14 protein-coding genes are annotated in these 19232 nt (G+C 70.0%); 7 read left to right on the forward strand and 7 right to left on the reverse strand.

The features are described from left to right. Positions 1-90 precede the first annotated feature (90 nt). On the forward strand, positions 91-339 hold the full coding sequence (locus HUA78_RS04115) for a hypothetical protein (RefSeq protein WP_174461519.1): 249 nt from the start codon (positions 91-93) through the stop codon (positions 337-339). Then, positions 336-1160 carry a biliverdin-producing heme oxygenase gene (locus HUA78_RS04120; RefSeq protein WP_174461636.1) on the forward strand — a complete coding sequence of 275 codons (825 nt, stop codon included), beginning with the start codon at positions 336-338 and terminating at the stop codon, positions 1158-1160. Before HUA78_RS04115 ends, HUA78_RS04120 begins: the two co-directional genes overlap by 4 nt. On the opposite strand, the gene HUA78_RS04125 is transcribed toward HUA78_RS04120, so the two are convergent. Next, complete coding sequence (locus HUA78_RS04125) at positions 1130-1933, reverse strand: SDR family NAD(P)-dependent oxidoreductase (RefSeq protein ID WP_141647960.1); 804 nt, start codon at positions 1931-1933, stop codon at positions 1130-1132. The genes HUA78_RS04120 and HUA78_RS04125 overlap by 31 nt on opposite strands. A gap of 82 nt (positions 1934-2015) precedes the next feature. Further along, complete coding sequence (locus HUA78_RS04130) at positions 2016-3740, reverse strand: sigma-54 dependent transcriptional regulator (protein WP_174453647.1); 1725 nt, start codon at positions 3738-3740, stop codon at positions 2016-2018. Positions 3741-4068: 328 nt separating this feature from the next. Between HUA78_RS04130 and HUA78_RS04135 the strand changes: the two genes are divergently transcribed. The 4 genes from HUA78_RS04135 (at position 4069) to HUA78_RS04150 (ending at position 10858) form a co-directional block, all read left to right on the forward strand. Further along, positions 4069-7527 carry a serine/threonine-protein kinase PknK gene (locus HUA78_RS04135; protein ID WP_254623537.1) on the forward strand — a complete coding sequence of 1153 codons (3459 nt, stop codon included), beginning with the start codon at positions 4069-4071 and terminating at the stop codon, positions 7525-7527. Positions 7528-7593: 66 nt separating this feature from the next. Next, positions 7594-8244 carry a hypothetical protein gene (locus tag HUA78_RS04140; protein ID WP_174453092.1) on the forward strand — a complete coding sequence of 217 codons (651 nt, stop codon included), beginning with the start codon at positions 7594-7596 and terminating at the stop codon, positions 8242-8244. After that, positions 8244-9509 carry a YcaO-like family protein gene (locus HUA78_RS04145; RefSeq protein WP_174475705.1) on the forward strand — a complete coding sequence of 422 codons (1266 nt, stop codon included), beginning with the start codon at positions 8244-8246 and terminating at the stop codon, positions 9507-9509. The genes HUA78_RS04140 and HUA78_RS04145 overlap by 1 nt, the downstream gene beginning before the upstream one ends. Then, positions 9506-10858 (forward strand): TfuA-like protein, encoded by a 1353-nt coding sequence (locus tag HUA78_RS04150; protein ID WP_174466352.1) that lies wholly within the window; start codon positions 9506-9508, stop codon positions 10856-10858. The genes HUA78_RS04145 and HUA78_RS04150 overlap by 4 nt, the downstream gene beginning before the upstream one ends. A gap of 95 nt (positions 10859-10953) precedes the next feature. On the opposite strand, the gene HUA78_RS04155 is transcribed toward HUA78_RS04150, so the two are convergent. The 4 genes from HUA78_RS04155 to HUA78_RS04170 form a co-directional block, all read right to left on the reverse strand. Next, the gene (locus HUA78_RS04155; protein ID WP_371745490.1) at positions 10954-12111 is read right to left on the reverse strand and encodes a methyltransferase domain-containing protein; all 1158 of its coding nucleotides are present in this window, start codon (positions 12109-12111) and stop codon (positions 10954-10956) included. Between the two features lie 74 nt (positions 12112-12185). Beyond that, complete coding sequence (locus HUA78_RS04160; protein WP_254623538.1) at positions 12186-13277, reverse strand: lysylphosphatidylglycerol synthase transmembrane domain-containing protein; 1092 nt, start codon at positions 13275-13277, stop codon at positions 12186-12188. Positions 13278-13293: 16 nt separating this feature from the next. Further along, positions 13294-13731 (reverse strand): CBS domain-containing protein, encoded by a 438-nt coding sequence (locus tag HUA78_RS04165; protein ID WP_174475707.1) that lies wholly within the window; start codon positions 13729-13731, stop codon positions 13294-13296. A 150-nt stretch (positions 13732-13881) separates the two neighbouring features. Continuing rightward, complete coding sequence (locus HUA78_RS04170; RefSeq protein WP_174466353.1) at positions 13882-14487, reverse strand: RNA polymerase sigma factor; 606 nt, start codon at positions 14485-14487, stop codon at positions 13882-13884. 138 nt (positions 14488-14625) lie between these two features. On the opposite strand from HUA78_RS04170, the gene HUA78_RS04175 reads away from it, so the two are divergent. Continuing rightward, positions 14626-15009, forward strand: coding sequence for a PleD family two-component system response regulator (locus tag HUA78_RS04175; protein WP_174461526.1), 384 nt, complete (start codon positions 14626-14628; stop codon positions 15007-15009). Between the two features lie 4 nt (positions 15010-15013). Here HUA78_RS04175 and HUA78_RS04180 read toward each other — a convergent pair whose 3' ends face one another. After that, entirely contained in the window at positions 15014-19180 is a 4167-nt protein-coding gene (locus HUA78_RS04180) for a protein kinase (RefSeq protein ID WP_174475708.1), read from the reverse strand. Positions 19181-19232 lie beyond the last annotated feature (52 nt).

A 19232-nucleotide genomic window follows, 5' to 3' on the forward strand; every position in this document is an offset into this window, starting at 1 on the left:
ACCGCGCCCTCTCGGGATTGACTCCCGGGCGGGTTTCGCGCATCATCATGTTGATTTCGATAATCAAAATCAAAATCAAGGAGACACGAGATGCTCGGTCAGGGATGCGGCAAGAGAGTGCTCGCGCGGGGGCCATGCGCCGAGGTGACGCGCTGCACCTGTGGTCACATCCATCTGGCGCTGGGTCCGGTGACGATTCGGGTGGAGGAGGAGGTCCTCCGCGCCATTGGCCTGACGATGGCGGAGGCGCTGCAGAACCTGGATGAGCCGGAGCAGGGCCACGCCGAGGGGTCCGATTCCGAGTCGATGCCTTCGCTGCTGGGCGGGTGGAAGCAGTGAGCGCCACCGGCACCCTGAGGGTGTCGCGCACGGAGCAGTCCGCGCGCGTGCGGCGACTGAGCGAGAGCGAGGCGGACGCGACTGCCCCGGCGACGCAGCCCCGTGCGACAGCGGCACCCCTTTCCGTGTTGCTCACGGAAGGCACGGCGCGGGCCCACGAGCAGGCCGAGCGCTCCGTCTTCCTCCAGTCCCTCTTCGTCGACAGCTGGGACGGCATCTACGGCCAGTTCGTCCGGGCCCAGCACTACGTCAGCTACCTGCGCCAGCTCCACGTGCTCTACGCGACGTTCGAGAGCGTGCTGCCGCGCGTGGCCCGCACCGCGCTGACGCCCGTGCTGCTGATGCCGGAGCTGCGCCGCGCCAGCGCGCTGGAAGCGGACCTGGCCTACTTCTGCGGCGAGACGCGCACGGAGACCTTCGCGTGCGTGGAGACGCGCCTGCACGCGGAGCGGCTGCGCGAGGTGGCGGAGGATGCGCCGCATCTGCTCGTGGCGCATGTCTATGCGCGGTGCGTGCTGGACTTCTTCGCCGCGCCGGAGCGCGCGCGAGTCATCTCGAACGCCTTCGAACTGGAGGACGCGCGCGGCACGCTGTTCCACGGCACGGCCACGCCGACGGAGCTCTCGGAGTTCCGCGTGCGGCTCCACTCGCGCATCGACGGGCTGGAGCTGGAAGAGGACGAGGCGCGCGAAATCATCCAGGAGGCGCGAATGGCCTTCCGGCTCCAGGCGCTCGTGTGTGACGAGCTGGCGCGAGGCGCGACGGGAATCGCCCCCGCTTCAGGCGGTGGCTACCGGGGTGGATTCAGCGTGTCCCAGTAGCTGTGCAGGCCCCGCAGGTGGCTGCCACCGTCCACGAAGAGGCTCTCTCCCGTCACCCAGGAGGACTCCTCCGAGCACAGGAAGGTGACGGCGCGGGCCACGTCCTCGGGCATCCCATGGGCGCGGCCCAGGGGGGTGCGCGCGAGCAGCTCGCGGCGCACCGACGGCTCGTCGATGAAGGCGGCGGCCACGGGCGTGAGGGTGGCGCCCGGCGCGACGACGTTGACGCGGATGCCATGGCGCCCGAGCTCCAGCGCCGCTGACCGCGACAGCTGGGCCAGCGCCGCCTTGGAGGCGGAGTAGTGAGCGAACCCCTCCGTCACCACCTCCTGGCAGACCGAGGTGATGTTCACCACCGCGCCGGCGCGCTTCTCGGCGATGAGCGCGCGGGCGAACGTCTTCAGCATCAGGAAGGGCCCCTTCAGGTTCACCGCGAGCACGCGGTCCAGCTCCTCCTCGGGCAGGTCCACGAGCAGCGTCAGGGAGAGTGAGCCCGCGTTGTTCACCAGGATGCCGGGCAGCCCCAACTGCTCCGTGGCGAAGGCGTGGGCGCGCGCGACGTCCTCCGCCCGACACACGTCCCCGGCGAAGGGGACGGCGCGAGCACGCCCCTCCGCTTCGCGATTGAGGCGCTCGGCGGCGTCCGCCACCTTCGTCTCCGTTCGTCCGAAAACCAGCACGCTGGTGCCCTCGCGCATGAGGCGCGAGGCGACAGCCAGACCGATTCCCTGCGCGCCACCCGTGACGATGGCGCTGTTCGAGAGGAGCTTCACGGTTCACCCCCGGGCATCGTGGACCCGGAAGCTAGCAACGGCTCCTCTCGACGAGGATTGTACCGCGGGCCACTGGCCGGACTCAGGCCGCCTCGTCCTCGGACAGGAGGTCCGCGAAGGGCGAGCTCTCCTCACCGAGGGCCTTGTAGAGCGCCTCCACCTTCTCCAGCTCGCGCTTGAGCGCCTTGTGGTGGTTGCGGTTCTTCACCAGGCTCTCGCGGCCCAACAGCTTGAAGCCGTCGTCCCGCCCCACCTGCCGGATGGCCATGCCCAGCACCAGCCCGCGGAACGCATCCGCCAGGTCCAGGTCCAGAGGCGCGTTGCGACGCCGCGCCTCCGCGACGAACGCCTGCGCGGCGGCCCGCAGCGCTTCCGGCAGCGGCTTGCTGCCCGGCGCCTGCTCGTAGTCCAGCGCCCGCGCGACGTGCTTCTCGTGGAGCACCAGCTCTCCACCGGAGACGGCGTGCTCCACCATGGCCAGCGTGTAGGCGCGGCGGACGATGTTGTCGAGCTGCCGCAGGTTGCCCGGCCACGAGCTGCCCACCAGCATTCGCTCCGCGTCCTGCGTCACGCGCGCGTTGCCCTCGGGGGAGCGCTCGCGGTGCCGCCGGTTCACCATGTACTGGGCCCAGAGCGGAATCTCGTCCTGGCGCTCCTGCAAGGCCGGCATGCGCACCGGCAGCACGTTGACGCGGTAGTAGAGGTCCTCGCGGAAGCGGCCCGCACGCACCTCCGCGTGCAGGTCCGCGTTGGTGCCGATGATGAAGCGCACGTCCGCCTGTCGCTCGCCGGTGCCCTCGCCCAACGGCCGGTAGCTGCGCGACTCCAGCAGATGCAGCAGACCCGCCTGAGCCTTCAGCGACAGCTTGTCGATTTCGTCGATGAACAGCGTGCCGCCATCCGCGCGCGCCACGCTGCCGGGCGCGTCCCTCACCGCACCGGTGAAGGCGCCCTTCTTCCAGCCGAAGAGCTCCGCCATCTGGAGGTCCTCGGGCACCGTCACCAAATCCAACGTCTCGAAGGGCTTGGCGCGACGGTTGGAGCGCTCGTGGCACCAGCGCGCCAGCCGCGACTTGCCCGCGCCCGTCGCGCCGCTGATGAGGATGGTCTCATCCTGCAACGCGAAGACGCGCAGGATGGGCAGGAGCTCCGCCATGGAGCGGCCCACCACGGGCAGGTACTCGTCCACCTCCGGCGTGGCCACCGGACGCTGCGGCAGCCCCGCGAGGTACGGCGAGGCCACGTCCGCGAGCAACTGGAGCTGCTCGCCGGCTTCGCGCCAGACGAACTCCTGCCCCATCGCCGCCAGACAATCAGCCTCCAGGGAAATCATCCCCTCGATGCTGCCGCCCGGCGTGCGCAGCGGCAGCACGCAGACGTGCGTCGCATGGCGCCCCAGGAAGCGCTGTCGGCTCTCGTTGCTGTGGAAGCCCGCCAGTCCCGGGTCACCCGTCACGGGCGCGTCCGGCGCATGCGGCTGCACCGTGCCCACGTTGACGTCGATGGACACCGCGCAGCGGTGCTCCACCACCGCGCGCCACGCCGTGGCCGAGGTGAAGAACGGGGTCCCCACACTCGCATCCGTAATCTCTGTTGCTCCCACATCGAGCGCGGCAAGGCGACGATAAGCCTCGCCTGGGCGCAGGTGGACGATTCCTCGGAGCACTCGGGCGCGGGCTGCGTACCGACTGGACGCAACAGCGTCCTGGGCTACGGCCAACATGCGCTTCAGGGTGGTGGCCGCGGCCGTCTCGAAATCCTTCGCCCCCCGCAGCGCGCTCATGAGCTGCGGCATCTCCTCGTGCATCCACTCGCCTCCGTCCGGTGCCATCCGAGAGTACCCGCCAAGGGCCGCTTCGGAAGGAGGCAGTGTAGCGGAGATGAAGAACGCGGAAGGAGCGGCCCCTCCTTCCGCGTTCCCGAACCTCGCTGACGGCTGGGCGCCCGGTTGCTCGCGACGCCACGCGGAAACACCATGCGTGGTTCATGCCAACACCCCGTTTCACGTCTTTTCAGGGGGTTGACCGGAGAGGGGGGCTCTAGAGGCCCGAAACCGCGTCCAAGTGGAACGCAGCTGCGTCCAGATGCGACGCAGATGGGACGTGCCAGGGGGTGTCGCTATGCTCGGAGCCCCTATGACGGCACCAGCGATGCTCCCAGAGCTGCCCGGCGTGGGAGCGAAAATCGGTCCCTACGAGCTGCTCGAGGTGCTCGGCCAGGGAGGCATGGGAGTCGTCTACCGAGGGTGGAACCCAGCCACCGGCGAGGCCGCCGCCGTCAAGACGGTGCGTGCGGCCACCGAGGTGCCGCTGGCCAGCATCCGTCGGGAAATCCATGCGTTGCGCCGCCTCAGGCACCCTGGAGTCGTACGCATCGTCGCGGAGGGGGTGGCACACGGACTGCCCTGGTACGCCATGGAGCTGCTCCGGGGGCAGACACTCCGTGGGGCGACTCGTGTCCCCTCTTCCGACGCACTGGCTGCGTCCCAGTTGAACGCAACGCTCACCCTGATGCGGAGGTTGTGCTCGGCCCTGGCCTTCCTCCACGCCAACGGCCTGGTGCATCGAGATCTGAAGCCGGAGAACGTCTTTCTGCGTCCTGATGGGACGCCGGTGCTGGTGGACTTCGGCATCGCCGCGCGCTTCGGAGGCTCGCGGGGACGGGAGACGCTGGAGGTGAGCGGCGCCGTGGTGGGGAGCGACACGTACATGGCCCCGGAGCAGCTCCGGGGTGACTACGTGGACGCCCGCGCGGACCTCTACGCCCTGGGGTGCATGCTCTACGAGCAGCTCACCGGACGGCCCCCCTTCATTCCCGGCCGCGAGGGGCCGCTGCCGCACCAGCACCTGCACCTGGCGCCCGTTCCCCCGTCGCTGCGCGTGGAGGGGATGCCCGCGGAGCTGGACGCGCTGGTGCTCCGGCTTCTCGCCAAACGCCCCCAGGAGCGGCCCGGTTACGCGGAGGATGTGTCGTCCGCGCTGGAGGCGCTCGGCGCGGAGGAAGGCGAGGAAGGCGCCGCCACCACGCCCCGGACGCCGGCCTACCTGTACCGTCCGGACCTGGCCGGGCGCGGCGGAGAGCTGGGACGGCTGACGGAGGCGCTGGATTCGGCGGCGCGAGGCCAGGGAGGCCGCGTCTTCCTGGGCGGAGAGAGCGGCGCGGGCAAGACGCGACTGGCGCTGGAGCTGGCGTCGGAAGCCGGCTGGCGGCGCATGACGGTGGTGACGGGCGAGTGCGTCCCGGTGGCCATGGGCGGCGCGGACCTGCATGCCTCGCCCCTGCACCCGCTGCGTCCGCTGCTCCTGGCCGTCGCGGACCGGTGCAACGAGCGCGGCGCCGCCGAAGCGGAGCGCCTGCTCGGCCCGCGCGGTCGCGTGCTCGCCGCGTATGAGCCTTCCCTCATCCAACTCCCCGGCCAGCCAGAGCAACCCGAGCCCCCGCCCCTGCCCGCTCCAGAGGCACGCGCCCGGGTGCTGGCCGCGCTGCGCGAGACGCTCCGGGCCTTCGGGGAAGCGCAGCCGTTGCTGCTCGTGCTGGACGACCTCCAGTGGGCGGACGAGCTGACGCTGAGCTTCCTCCTGGAGCTGGACGCGCGGCACCTGGCATCGCGCCCCGTGCTGCTCGTCGGCACGTACCGGATGGACGAGATGGGCGCGGCGCTGCGCGCGGTGGTGGGCGCGCCGGACGCGGTGCGCGTGGAAGTGGGCCGGCTGGACGCCACCAGCGCGGGGAAGATGGTGCGCGGCATGCTGGCGCTGCGCGAGGTGCCCGGCCCCTTCGTCGACGCCCTCGTGCGCGAGACGAGCGGCAACCCCTTCTTCATCGCCGAATACCTGCGCGCCGCCATCGACGCGGGGCTGCTCTTCCGCGCGCCGTCGGGGGAGTGGCTCTTCGAAGCAGGCGGCACCGCGGGCAGCCGTCCCCTGCCCCTGCCGGGCAGCATCGCCGAGCTCATCGAGCGCCGGCTGTCCGACCTGGGCGCGGACGGGCGCGCGCTGGCGGAGGTGGCGTCGGTGCTGGGGCGCGAGCTGGATGGTGAGCTGCTGCTCGCCACCGCCGCGCTGCCGGAGAGCGCGGGGCTGGAGGCGGTGGAGGAGCTGCGCCGTCGGCAGGTCCTCGAGGAGTCCGGCGGCGGCCGGCTGCGCTTCGTCCACGACAAGCTGCGCGAGGTCGCCTACGCGCGCATCGCCGACGAACAGCGTCGCGTGCTGCACCACCGCTGCGCCCAGGGCCTGGAGCTGCGCGAGGCGGGGGCACCGAGGGGACTCACGCCCCAGGCCGCGGCACTGGCCCACCACTGGTCTCGCGCCGGCGTGCCGACTCGCGCGAGCGTGTGGTTCGCTCGCGCGGGAGACTCGGCGCGCGCCGCCTACGCCAACGGCGACGCCATCACCTTCTACGAGTCCGCCGTGCGCGAGGCCGCGGCGTCCACCCGGAACGCGGATGCGTCCGCCGCGGACGCGAGCACGGTGGCCCTGGACGCCGTCTGGGAGGGACTGGGCGAGGTGCTCGCGCTCACCGGACGGCAGGAGGAAGCGCGACAAGCGTTCCTGGAGGCCCTGGCACGGATTGAGCAAAGCCAGCCCGTCCATCGCGCCAACGTGCTGCGGAAGGTGGGCAAGTCCTTGCAGACGCACCATCAAAACGAGGAAGCGCTGCGCGTCTATGCCCAGGCTCAAGCCGAGCTGGGCCCGATGCCCGACAGCGTCTCCTCCGCCCCGGGCCAGGTCGAGGCCGCCTGGTGGCATGAATGGGTGCAACTGCAGGGCGAGCGAATCACCGTCCACTACTGGCTGGCCCAGCTCGACGAGATGCGGGCCCTGGTGGAAGGCGTGCGCCCGGTGATGAGGGCCCACGGCACGCCGCTGCAACGCGCGCGCTTCTTCAACTCGCTGGTACAGATGCAACTGCGCAGCGAGCGCTATCAAGCATCAACGGAAACCGTGGCCCACGCCCGGGCCTACGCGGAAGCCGCGTTGGAGGCAGAGGGGGACGCGGAGCACGCGGGAGCCCGGTGCGTGGTCGCCATGGTGTTGCTCTTCCATGGCGCCCTGGATGAGGCCCAGTCGTGGATGGAGGACGCGCTCAAGGGCGCGGAGCGGTTGGGTGACGTGACGTTGCAGACGCGGTGTCTGAGCTATCTCACCGTCATCCTCCGGCTGCGCGGGCAGGTGTCCGCCGCGAGCGAGACGACGGCGCGCACGCTCGAGCTGGCGACGCGCTCCGGCATGGCCGACTACCAGGGCGCGGCGCATGCCCACCGGGCGTGGGTGGCCTCGCGGGCCGGGGATACCGTGCTTTCGCGAGAGGAGGCCACCGAGGCGCTGCGCCTGTGGCAGCCCCTCTCGCTCGTGTTTCCCTTCCAGTGGATGGCGCGCTGGCCCCTGCTCGCCGTGGAGCTGGAGCAGGGTCGGCTGACCGAGGCCCTGGAGCACGCGCGGGCGCTGCTCGCCCACCATCAACAGCGGCTCCCCGACGCGCTCACCCAGCCGCTGTCGACAGCCCTGGAGCACCAGGACGCACGGCGCCTGGAGGACGCTCGGGCGACGTTGCGCCAGGCGTGTGAGTCGGCGCTGCGACTCTGCTATCTGTGACGGATTGACCGACGTGCTCCTTCCCCGTCGCGGGCGTAAGGCCCGTGGCCCATTCCCGAGGTGCGCATGGCAGGCCCTTACTCGTATTTCTTCTTCAAGCCCGACAGCGTGACCATCCTGGAAGGCTTCAGCACGAAGCTCTCGGTGTGGGGCGTCCCCACGCAGTCTCCCGACAAGCTGGAGAACGTGACGGACCAGATGACCTTCCGGGTGGAGACCGGAGATGGCTCCATCGCCATCTCCCAGCCCAACCCGTCCGTCGTGGAAGTCACCGGCCTGGTATCCAGCGAGAAACACTCCTGGGTCATCGCCCAGCCGAAGCCCAAGGACTCCACGTTCCCGCCCATCGAGGCTCGCGCGGAGTGCATCGTGGACCAGTCGGACCTGCTCATCTACGCACCCGATGGGAATCTCTACTGGGTGAAGCCGGAGATGTGGCAGAGCGCGGAGAGAATCTCCCTCGACAGCGAGAGCCTGAGCAGCGCCCTCAAGCCGCTGCTCGAGAACGAGGCGGTGGTGGCCAACCTGCCCGAGCCCCGGAAGCCCGCCACGAGCAGCGAGAGCCCCGTGGGCGGGAGGGCCGAGCCCATCACCTGCTTCCTGCTCAACCTCAACAGCATCCTCCTCAGCTACTCGCCGGACATGCGGCTCAAGGCTGGCCAGCAGGACCCCGTCTCCCGCCCGCCCACCTCCCGCCTCTCCGACTCCAAGCCTTGATGCGCACCGCGGCCCTCGACTCCTCTTCCCCGTCCGCCTCCTCCGGGACGCCCAAGCCGTTCCGACACGGGACACATCGGGTGATGTCGCCCGAGCAGACCCTGGAGCGCGTGCGACGCCTCATGCCCGTCCTGGGCATCACCCGCATCGCCAACGTCACGGGGTTGGACACGATTGGAATCCCCGTCGTCATGGTGACGCGGCCCAATGCGCGCTCGCTGGCGGTGTCCCAGGGCAAGGGCGTCACGCTCGCGGCGGCGAAGGCGTCCGGGGTGATGGAGTCCGTGGAGGGCTACCATGCCGAGCACATCTCGCTGCCCCTGAAGCTGGCCACGTACAACGAGCTGCGCTTCCGCTCGCCCGTGGTCGACGTGGCGGGACTGCCGCGCCTGTCGGTGAGCCTGTTCCATCCCAACTGGCGCATGCTCTGGGTGGAAGGCGTGGACCTGCTCGGCGGCGGTCCGCTGTGGGTGCCGTTCGACATGGTGCACACCGACTTCACGCTGCCGCTTCCCACCGGGAGTGGCGCGTTCCTCATGAGCAGCAACGGGCTGGCCTCGGGGAATCACGTCCTCGAGGCGACGCTCCATGGGTTGTGCGAGGTGGTGGAGCGTGACGCCACCGCGCTGTGGCACGCGGGTGGAGAACGGAGCCAGGCCGCCACGCGGTTGGACCTGGGCACCGTGGACGACGCGGCCTGTCGCGAGGTGCTGGAGACCTATGCGCGCGCGGGCATGGCCGTGGGCGTCTGGGAGACAACGAGCGATGTCGGGGTGCCCGCCTTCGCCTGTTACATCGTCGACCGGGAGTCGGAGCCCTTGCGCCCCGTGGCGGTGGCGGGCGGCATGGGCTGTCACCCGTCGCGGGGCGTGGCGCTGCTGCGGGCTCTGACAGAGGCGGCGCAGAGTCGGCTCACGCGCATCAGCGGGGCGAGGGATGACCTGCACCGCAAGGCGTACGAGGAGGCTCGGGAAGGCGTGGTGGCGGAGCGGCTCCGGACGCGGCTGCGCGAGGAGCCGCCGGTGCGCCGCTTCCAGGATGCTCCCCATCAGGATGCGGAGACGTTCGAGGAGGACCTCGAGTGGGTGCTGGCGAAGGTGCGCGCGGCGGGAGTGACACAAGTGGTCGTGGTGGACCTGACGAAGCCGGAGCTGGGGTTGCCCGTGGTGCGCGTGGTGGTGCCCGGACTGGAGCCCACACATGAAGCACCGGGCTATGTCCCGGGCCCTCGCGCACTGCGCGCCATGCGAGGGGATGGGACATGAAGGTGTTCATCTTCACGGGCCCCACGCTGCGCCCCGAAGAGGCGAGCCAGGAGCTGGACGTGGTGTACCTGCCTCCCGTGCAACAGGGTGACGTCTACCGGGCCACGTTGGAGAAGCCGGTGGCCATCGGCATCATCGACGGATTCTTCGAGCATGTGCCCGCCGTGTGGCACAAGGAAATCCTCTGGGCCCTGGCGGAAGGCATCCACGTCTTCGGCGCCGCGAGCATGGGCGCGCTGCGCGCCGCGGAGCTGACGTCCTTCGGAATGGAGGGAGTCGGCGCCATCTTCGAGGACTTCCGGCGAGGCGTGCTGGAGGACGATGACGAGGTGGCGGTGGCGCACGCGAGCGCCGAGGACCACTGGCGGCCCCTGTCCGAGGCGATGGTGAACATCCGCGCCACGCTGGCGGCGGCTCGATTGGGCAACGTGGTGAGTGAGAGCACTCGCGCGGCGTTGGAGCGACTGGCCAAGTCCCTCTTCTACGTGGAGCGGGTGTGGCCCACGGTGTTGACGCGAGCCGCGCAAGAGGGGCTTCCTGGCGCGGAGCTGGAGGCGCTCAAGGCCTGGCTGCCGCGGGGCCGGGTGGACGCCAAGCGCGCGGATGCGGTGGCGCTGCTGCGCGAGATTCGGGCGCGGATGGAGGCGGGGCTCTCGCCCAAGCAGACGCGCTTCCCCTTCCAGCACACCGACGCGTGGGAAGAGGCACGGCGGCGCGCGGGCAGACAGCCGCTGCGCTACGCGGCGAATCCCCTGGAAGGAGTGTCGTCCGAGGCGCTGCTCGATGAACTGCGACTGCGTGGCGGGCTGAAGGAGGCGCAACGGTCGAGCATGGCGCGTGCGCTCGCCGTGGAGGAAGCGCGACGGCTGGGCCGGGAGCCGGGCGTGGCGGAGCTTCGCGCGACGGAAGAGGCGTTGCGGCAGGAGCGGCAGCTCACCCTCGAGACTTTCGAGCAATGGAAGTCGGAGCAGTACGTCGACGATGCCCCTCGCCTTCTGCGCGACGAGTCTCATGTGCGCTGGGTGGAGACCCTCTTCGAGCCAGATGTCCTGCGCCACCTGGCGGACCACCTGCGCCTGACGGGCGAATACGGCGCGCTGGTACAGAGAGCCCGAGACAAGGAACAAGTGCTCACGGAGGCGGGCCTGTCAGCGCCACGCCTGGAGGACGCGGGCATCACCGAGGGCGCCCTGTGGGCCTGGTACTTCGAGGAGCATCAGGGACGGATGGTTCCAAGTCCCATCCAGCAGGCCGCACGCGACGAGGGATTCCCGGACGTGGACTCCATGCGACGGGCCGCGTTGCGTGAGCTCTGCTACGTGCTCGCGAAGGCGGGGGCGGACGCCTGAACACAGACCCAGCCTTCGCTGGGTCTCGTTTCGCCAGGACTTCAGCGCCCGCTCCGGAGGCTTCGTCCGTGACGAAGCCAGTGCCTGCTTCGGAGTCAGCTTCGTCGGCGGGTCGGCTTCTTCGTCGGAGGAGTCGCATCCGGCGCCGTAGCCAGCTTCTTCGTCGGAGGAGTCGCATCCGGCGCCGTGGCCAGCTTCTTCGTCGGAGTAGTCGCATCCGGCGCAGTGGCCACCTTCTTCGTCGCGGCGACCTTCCGCGCCGGAGAGGTCTTCCTCGGCGCAGCCACCTTCTTCTCCGGAGTCACCTTCGCTGCCGGCTTCTTCGCCGCGGCGGCGACCTTCCGCGCCGGAGAGGTCTTCCTCGGCACAGCCACCTTCTTCTCCGGAGTCACCTTCGGTACCGGCTTCTTCGCCGCGGCGACGACCTTCCGCGCCGGCGCGTTCTCGGAAGCCCCCTGCTCCACCGAGCCTGCATCCGGCCGCAGCACGAAGACACGGTCCAGCCGCCGACTGCCGCGTGCCACGGGTGAGCTCACGTCGTAGTCGAAGTCATACGCGGCCACCACGCTCAGCCCCGCATCGCGGAACAACTTGCCCGCCTGCGCCGCGTCGTACGTGCGGAAGAACCACGTCGTCTCGATGAGCCAGTCCTTCCCTGGACCGGTGATGCGCAGTCGGTTGCGCATGGGTGAGCGCCGCGCGCGCCGGTCCGGCAGCCCCTCGTGGGTGTTGCAGACGACCTTGTCCTTGCCCACGCGCCCCAGCCACCTCTCGTGCTCGGGCACGCTCCGCGAGTAGTCGGTGAGGTGGAAGCCGAGCACATAGATGCCGTTGGGCTTGAGCAGCCGTCGCGTGCCCTTCAAGTGCGCGAGCGCCGCCGCCTCGCTGTCCAGGTAGCGGAAGGTGGAGACGAGGTTGTGCGCGACATCCACCTTCCCCTCCAGCGCGGGCTCGAAGAACTCCTCCATGCGCGACGGGGCCAGCTTCACCCGACGACGCTCCGCCGGAGTCAGCCGATTGCGCGCATGCGCGAGCATGGCCTCGGAGATGTCGTAGCCCGCCACCTTCATGCCGCGACTGGCGGCCTCGGCCACCAACCGTCCCGCGCCACACGCGGGCTCCAGCCACTGCGAGCCTCCCGTGCCATGACGCGCGCTGAGCGCCTGGAGGAAATCCGCCTCCCGCACGGTGTCCGTGCCGAAGATGGCCTCGTAGTACTCCGGGTGCTCGTACCAGTCAGTGCGTTTTTCCATGGATGGGTGCCCGCTCGGGCGCGCGCATCCTCAGGTCCCGCGCGGCGAAAGCCAAGCCAAAGCGTGTCAGCCCCTCACGCGGTCCGCTGTTCTGACGACACCACGGGCGAGGCCGACGACTCGGACCCCGGACTCGACATCGCGTCACGCAGCCGAACCCCGAGCATCCGACGCAGCAGCACCACGCCCAGCGGCAGCGGCAACCACAGGGTGAAACCTCGCAGCAACATCACCGCCGTGAGCCCCACCTCCACGGGCACTCCCAGCGAGGACAGCGTCCCCACCGCGGTGGCCTCGAACGTCCCCACCCCTCCCGGGATGATGCTCAGGGTCATCACCAGCGTCGCCAGCATGAACGCGGCGAACACATCCGGGAAATCCACCGGGTGCCCCACTGCGAAGAACATGCACGAGAGCGTGAGCGCATCCAGCACGAAGGTCGCGAACTGCAACGCGCTCGCACGCACCAGCAGCCACTTGTCGCGCACCAACTCGGGCGGGACCTGGGAGATGGACTCCAGCAGGCCACTGAGCCCGGGGATGCGCCGAGCCCAGCGCGGCGGCTGCCAGCCTCCGTGCCGCGTCAACCAGAGGATTCCGAAGGGCACCGCGCAAGCGAGCGCGGCGAACGCCGTGGCCAACCCCAGGATGGCCGCGTGGAGCTGCGCGCGGAACCAGATGATGAGGATGGAGATGACCACGGCCACCGCATGCGCCGCATAGAAGGACACCATGTCCACCAGCAACGCGGCGGTCGCCACCCGAGGGGGTGCCCCTTCCTTCTGAAGCCCCTTCATCACCACCACCGAGCCGCCAATCCCCGCCGTGGGCACCAGCTGGTCGAAGGAGAGCTTCATCAAGGCCAGCCCCGCGGTGCGCATCCACGGCGCCTTCACCCCCGCCGTGCTCAGCGTCACCAGCCAGCAGCCCGCCATCGTGAGATACGAGAAGACCTGGAGCACGGCACCGGCCAGCAGCCACTCCGGCCGCGCGCGCTTCAGCATCTGGGCGAACTGTCGCTCCTCTCCGAAGCGCAGCACCACGAACGCGATGAACGCGCCCAGCAGCACCACACCTGGAAGCCAGCCCCATACGCTGTGATGTCGCGACGAGCCTTCCGCCGACGCGGAGGGCGGACCACCTGAGACGGCGTGTCCGTCATGCATGCGCCCACCCTCCCGTTCAAGGAGCGGAGACTCCCGCCGAGTCATCCCTGCGCGCCGAGGCCGCATCCAGCAGCCGCGCCGCCATGCGCATGAAGTCGGCCTCGGTGATGATGCCCACCAGTCGCCTGTCCCTGTCCACCACCGGAAGACAACCGAAGCGGTGGTCCAGGAGCTTGTAGATGCCGTCCCGCACGGGCAGGTCCGACCTCACCATCTCCACATCCCGCGACATGATGCGCGCGACGGAGATGGGCTCCGACTGATGCGCCGCGAGCTGACGCGCCAACGCGCGAATCAAGTCACGATGACTCACCAACCCCACCAGCCGTCCCTCGCGAACCACCGGCAGGTGACGGATGTGGTTGAGCTTCAGCAGGTCATCCACGCGGACCAGGTCATCGGTCTCTTCCAGCGTGACGACATCCCGGGTCATCAGGTCGCCCACGGTGAGCATGACAAGGCCCCTTTCGCCGCGGTCCACGAGCCTCGCGCGCACCATGCGCCGCTCGGGCCGAGTCCCCTCAAGGGTGCGCCCGCGCCCCGGTTCGCGCAGCGACAGGGCGGGCAGGCGGGCGGGGGCCGGCGTCCCCTCATGCCCCGGGCGTCACGCGCTGGAAATCAGACGGTCATCCCGCGCCAGCTCACGCAGCCGCTCCTTCAGACTCTTGAACTGTTGGCGCAGGACGGCCGCCTTCCGCTGGAGCCCCTCCGAGGACTGGGTGCCCCCCATTTCCCGAGCGACGTCGAGCCAGGACATCCGACGGTCCACGCGCAGCAGCAGGAGGTTTCGTTCTCCGGGCTCCAGCTGCGCGCGCAAGGAGCGGAAGCGGTCCTTCACGGGGGTCTGGAGCCAGGGCGCCGTGCCTGAACGCTCGACGTGCATGAGATCGACCATCTCCCGGCTCGCCACCCGCTCCCTCCTCGGCGAGAAGGCGGTGGCCATCCGGTACGCGACATTCCGCGCCACGCGATAGGCCCACGTCCTGAAAGTACTCTCCCAACGAAAGCCTGGCAGGTCCCTCACCAGGCTCTCGCAGAAGATGCTGAAGGCCTCTCGCGCCTGCTCCGGCTCTCGCAACAACGTCCCCAGGAGTCTTCGTATCTCCGGGCCATATCCCTCCACCGCGGCTTCCACGGCGCCCGCCGTGTCCTCCAGGGTGCAGCGCTCGCGAATCCTCTGCTCCAGCGCCTCTCGTTCCTTCGGCGACATTCTTCACACCTCCGAGCGGATGGAATGGCTTGCACCGTCATCGTGACGAACGCGGAGTCCCGATGAATTCACATCCATGTCGTCGCGTCCCCATCCCAGTGGAACAGCGGCATGGCCGCCTCACCCCGAGACACCCGCATGCCTCTCATCCTCCTCGTCGACGATGATTCGACCCTCCTCGAAATCTACACCGAGGCTCTCGGAGAACTGGGCTGTGAGGTCGCCTCCGCGCCGAATGGTGAGGTGGCCCTGTCGCTCGCGCAGTCGCTGAAGCCAGACCTCATCCTCACCGACGTGATGATGCCGGGAATGAGCGGCCTGGAGCTTTGCGGGAGGCTGCGCACCGATGAACGGCTGTGCCGCATTCCGCGCATCGTCCACAGCAGCATGGAGTGTGGACCTGGCGCCGCGGATGAAGTCTTCCTGCGCAAGTCCGGTGAGCTGTCCGAGCTTTTGCGGTGTGTCACCAGGTGTCTCGCGCATGGCGACCCGCCGCCCTCCGAGCTGTCATCGGCGGCGTGAGCCGTCAGTCCCACTCCGCCAGCAGCGCACGCGCGGCCCAGGCATCCGCGAGCGCCTGGCTCCCTGAAAAGACTTCCTTCAGCGACTCCAGCAGCACGCGCGCCTCCGCCGCTTCATCGGTGTGCCGCGCAAGCCTCGCCAACTCCACCGCCGCGCCCAGCTCATGCAGTCGCGCGCCTGTGTCTCGAGCCACCGCGAGCGAGCGTCGGAAGCACTCGCGCGCCTCGCCCATGTCCCCTCGCAGCAACAAAAGCTGCCCGTGGACTCGCAACAACGTCGCCAGGGGATGGCGCGCCACGCGCCCTTCCACATGGACCCGCGCCTGACTCAAGGCGGCCAGCCCCTCGTCGACCTTCCCTCCCGCGAGGTATGCGCGAGCCAGCGTCGTCAGGCACGCGCCCTGGAGCAGCGTCGCGCCCAGCGAGTTCATCAACGCGATTCCCTCGTGGACACGCGCGACGCCGCCCTCCACGTCTCCGAGGACCGCCAGGGAGAGCCCGTGCAGGCAGATGCTCCCCACCAGGGGCAACGGAAAGCCGTACTCGACACAGAGGCCCACGGCCCGCCCTGACACCTCCAGCATTGTCGCCGGGTCTCCACGCTCCAGCGCCAGCATCGCTCCGAAGACGGACACCGTGGCGATGGCATAGGGATGGCTCATGGACTCGGCGAGGGCGAAGGCCTGCGCCTGCGTCGCGAGCGCGGTGTCGGTGTGCCCCAGCACCAGCTCGCTCACCGCCAGGTACATCAGCGCATGCAGGCACTGCTCGGAGGCATGGCCCAGCCGCCCACCGCGAATCTGCGCGAGCTGCTCCGCCACTCCCTCCCGGCCCAGCAGGGCCTTCACCTCCAGGCCATGGCTTCGACACGATGTGTAGTCCGCGCGCCAGAACGCCTGACTGTTGAGCGCGCCGTGCAGCACCACGCGCGCCTCCAGGTCCGCGTGCTCGTCTCCCTGGCAGCGGAAGAGCTCCGCGAGGCGGTCCATGCCTTCACCATCCCCTCGCACCAGCGCGATGTTCCACAGTCCCCAGAAGAGCGACGTGGGGATGCATTGAGATGGGTCACACAGCGCGGCGGCCCGGGTGAAGGCGTCCTCCACCTCGCGCGTTCCGAATCCCTTCGAGGCCACCAGCGCCTGTCCCAGCTCGACGCGCAGCACGATGTCGAACTCATCCCGCTCGCGAGAGGGAGGCAACAGCTCCAGTTGTCCCAGCGCCCGCGAGTAGTGGCTGATGGCCTCCGGGAAGGCCGACTTCGCGCCCGCGAGCTGGCCCGCGCTCCGCCAGAACTCCGCCGCCTGGCGCGTCAGCCCCGCGAGCGTGGCGTGGTGGGCCACCAGCTCCGGCTGCTCCTCCACCACCTCGGGGAACTGCTCGGAGAGCACCTGCACGACGCGACCGTGGTAGCGCTGACGTGTGCTGCGCAGGAGCGACTGGTAGGCCGCTTCCTGGATGAGCGCGTGTCGGAAGGCGTACGTGGTGCATGGCGGCTGGCCCTGCCGGAAGAGCAGTCCCGCCTCTTCCAGTCGCTCCAGCTCCGGCTCCAGCTCGTCTTCCCGGAGGAAGGACACCGCGCGCAGCGTCTCGTAGTTGAACTCGCGCCCCAGCGTGGCCGCGAGCTGCACCTGGGAGCGCTGCCGGGGAGGCAATTGGTCCAGGCGCGCGAGGAGCAGCTCGTGCAACACCGCGGGCACCGCGGAGAGCGTCTCACCCGAGTCCCCTCGCACGGCCTCCTGCTCCACCACCACCCGCGTCAGCTCCTCGACGAAGAGGGGGACTCCATCGGTCCGTGACACCAGTCGCGCCACCGTCTTTGGAGTCAGGGCGCGCTGGCCAGCGACCTCGCGCACCAGCGCCGCGGTGGCCTCGGGAGGCAGGGGCTCCACATCCAGGAAATGGAGCGCCGCGTGCTCGCTCCACACCTGCGTGACGCCCGGGCGCGCGGTGAGCAACACACACAGGCGAGTCCCCTCCAACCGCTCCAGCAGAACTCCGAGAAACTGGAGGGTGGAAGGGTCCGCCCAGTGCAGGTCCTCCACCACCAGCACCACCGGCCTGCGCACGTCCTCGTGACGGAACACCTCCACCAAGGCCTTCATCATCGCGGCCCGCTGCCGCTCACCGGACAGGTGCAGGAAGGGCGAGCCTTCCGGAACAGGCAGCGACAAGAACGACGCGAGCGGACACGAGAGCTCCACGTCCACGCCCAGCACGCCCAGCCGCTCCACCAGACGCTCGAGTTTGCGCTCGGGAGCGTCGTCGCGGGCGAAGCCCAGGAAGCGCTGGAACCAGTCGATGAGCGGATGGAAGGCGCTGCCCGTTCCCCGCACGCCGCACTGACAACGCGCCCAGGTGCTCGTCCCCGGTGCCTCCCGGTCATGCAGCTCCTGGACGAGTCGCGACTTGCCGATGCCCGCGTCTCCTCGCACCAGGACGCCCACACCGCGTCCACTCAGCGCATCGGCCCGCCACGTCGTGAGCCGCTGGAGTTCTCGCTCGCGGCCCACCAACGGCGACAACGCGCCGACCACCAGGGCCCGGTCGAACCGGCTCGCACCCGGCCGCTCTCCCAGCGCTTCATGCACGTCCAGCCATGACGTGCCCGACAGTCCCTCGAAGGCCCAGGCCCCCAGTGAGCGCGTGCGGATGCGGCCTCGCACCAACGCATGCGTGCCCTCGGTGAGCAGCACCGCGTCGGGCCCCGCCTGTGCGGCCAGCCATGAGGCCACCTTGGGCGCCTCGCCCTGCATGGGAGGCGCCGTGCCGTGCAGCAGCGGAGAGGCATCCGCCAACGCCACGCGGTCCGTGTGCAGCCCCACCTTCACCACCACACCCGGAGGCCCCAGCCCCGCGAGCTCACCGGGAAGCACCTCTTGCAGCCGCAGCGCCGCGCGCACCGCCCGCTCCGAATCCCCCTCGCGTGCCACGGGAAAACCGAAGCACGCGAGCACCTCCGCGCCCACCGCGAGCGTCATCGCGCCCGCGTGCTCGTGGATGATGCGCGTGCAGCCCTGGTGGAAGGCGCCCTCCAACTCGCTGCAATCCTCCGGGTCCAGGCGCTCCATTCCACCGCGCTCCTGCGCGAGCCGGCACGACACCAGCGTCACCAATCGACGACCGGAGATGCTCGAGCGCGAGGCCGAGTTGACGTCCAGCGCCAGCAGTCGACGCAAGCCGCGCAGTCGCTCCAGCAGCTCGCCTCCATTCGCCGGCCGCTCCGCCGGGTCCTTGGCCAGCGCCGAGGCCACCAGTCGCACGAGTTCCTCCGGCAACCCGGGACATCTCCAGCTCGCCGAGGGCATGGGCTGGGATGAAGGGATGTGCAGACGCAGCTCGGCCGCCTTCGAGCGCGGCAGTGGGTGCTCGCCGGTGAGCAACTCGTAGAGCAACAGCCCCGCGGCCCACACGTCGGCCCTCGCGTCTGGCGGCTCGCCCCGCCACTGCTCCGGAGCCATGTACGCGGGAGTCCCCGCGCGCGCGGCTTCGGGCGCCAGGGCGGGTCCGGCCGGTGAGCGCGCGAGGCCGAAGTCGAGCAGCTTCGCCCTGCCATCCGCGAGCACGAAGACGTTGGCGGGCTTGAGGTCGCGATGCACCAGTCGCCGCTCATGCGCATGCGCGAGCCCCGCGGCCACGTCCGTCATCAGGTCCAACGTGCGCCGCAAGTCGGGTCGCTCCCGGCGCAGCATTCGCTGCAGCGATTCGCCCTCCAGGAACTCCATCACCAGGAAGGGCACGCGCAGCGGCACCTCCTCGCCTTGCGCCAGCGTCCCGGTGTTCCACGCGGACACGTCATGGATGCGGACGATGTTCTCGTGGTCCAGCCGGGCAATCGCCTGCGCCTCCTCGCGCAATGCGGCCAGCAGCGAGGGCGTCGCGAGGCCCCGGTGCGCGGCGAGGAACTTCAGCGCCACCGTGCGCCACAGCTCGTGGTCCACCGCGCGAAACACCTGCCCCATGCCGCCGCCGCCCAGCAGACCGAGGACCTCGTACCGACGGCCGTCCAGGCCTCCCAGCCTGTCTCCCGGGAGAGGCACCGGACTCGCGGAGCCTCCATGGATGAGGCCCTGGAGCACCGCGTCCTCGAACTCCGAGCCCGCGTGCGTGGGGGCATTCCCCGCGCCGGGGGAGACCATGCCCGGGCCCTCCGCCACGCCACTGGGTGTGCTCATCGCTTCCGGCCCTCCGTCGAGGCACCGTCCGCCCGGCCGTCAGCCCAGGCGC

It is taken from the genome of Myxococcus sp. CA033, from assembly GCF_013336625.1.
In the GTDB taxonomy this organism is placed as follows: Bacteria; Myxococcota; Myxococcia; order Myxococcales; family Myxococcaceae; genus Myxococcus; species Myxococcus llanfairpwllgwyngyllgogerychwyrndrobwllllantysiliogogogochensis.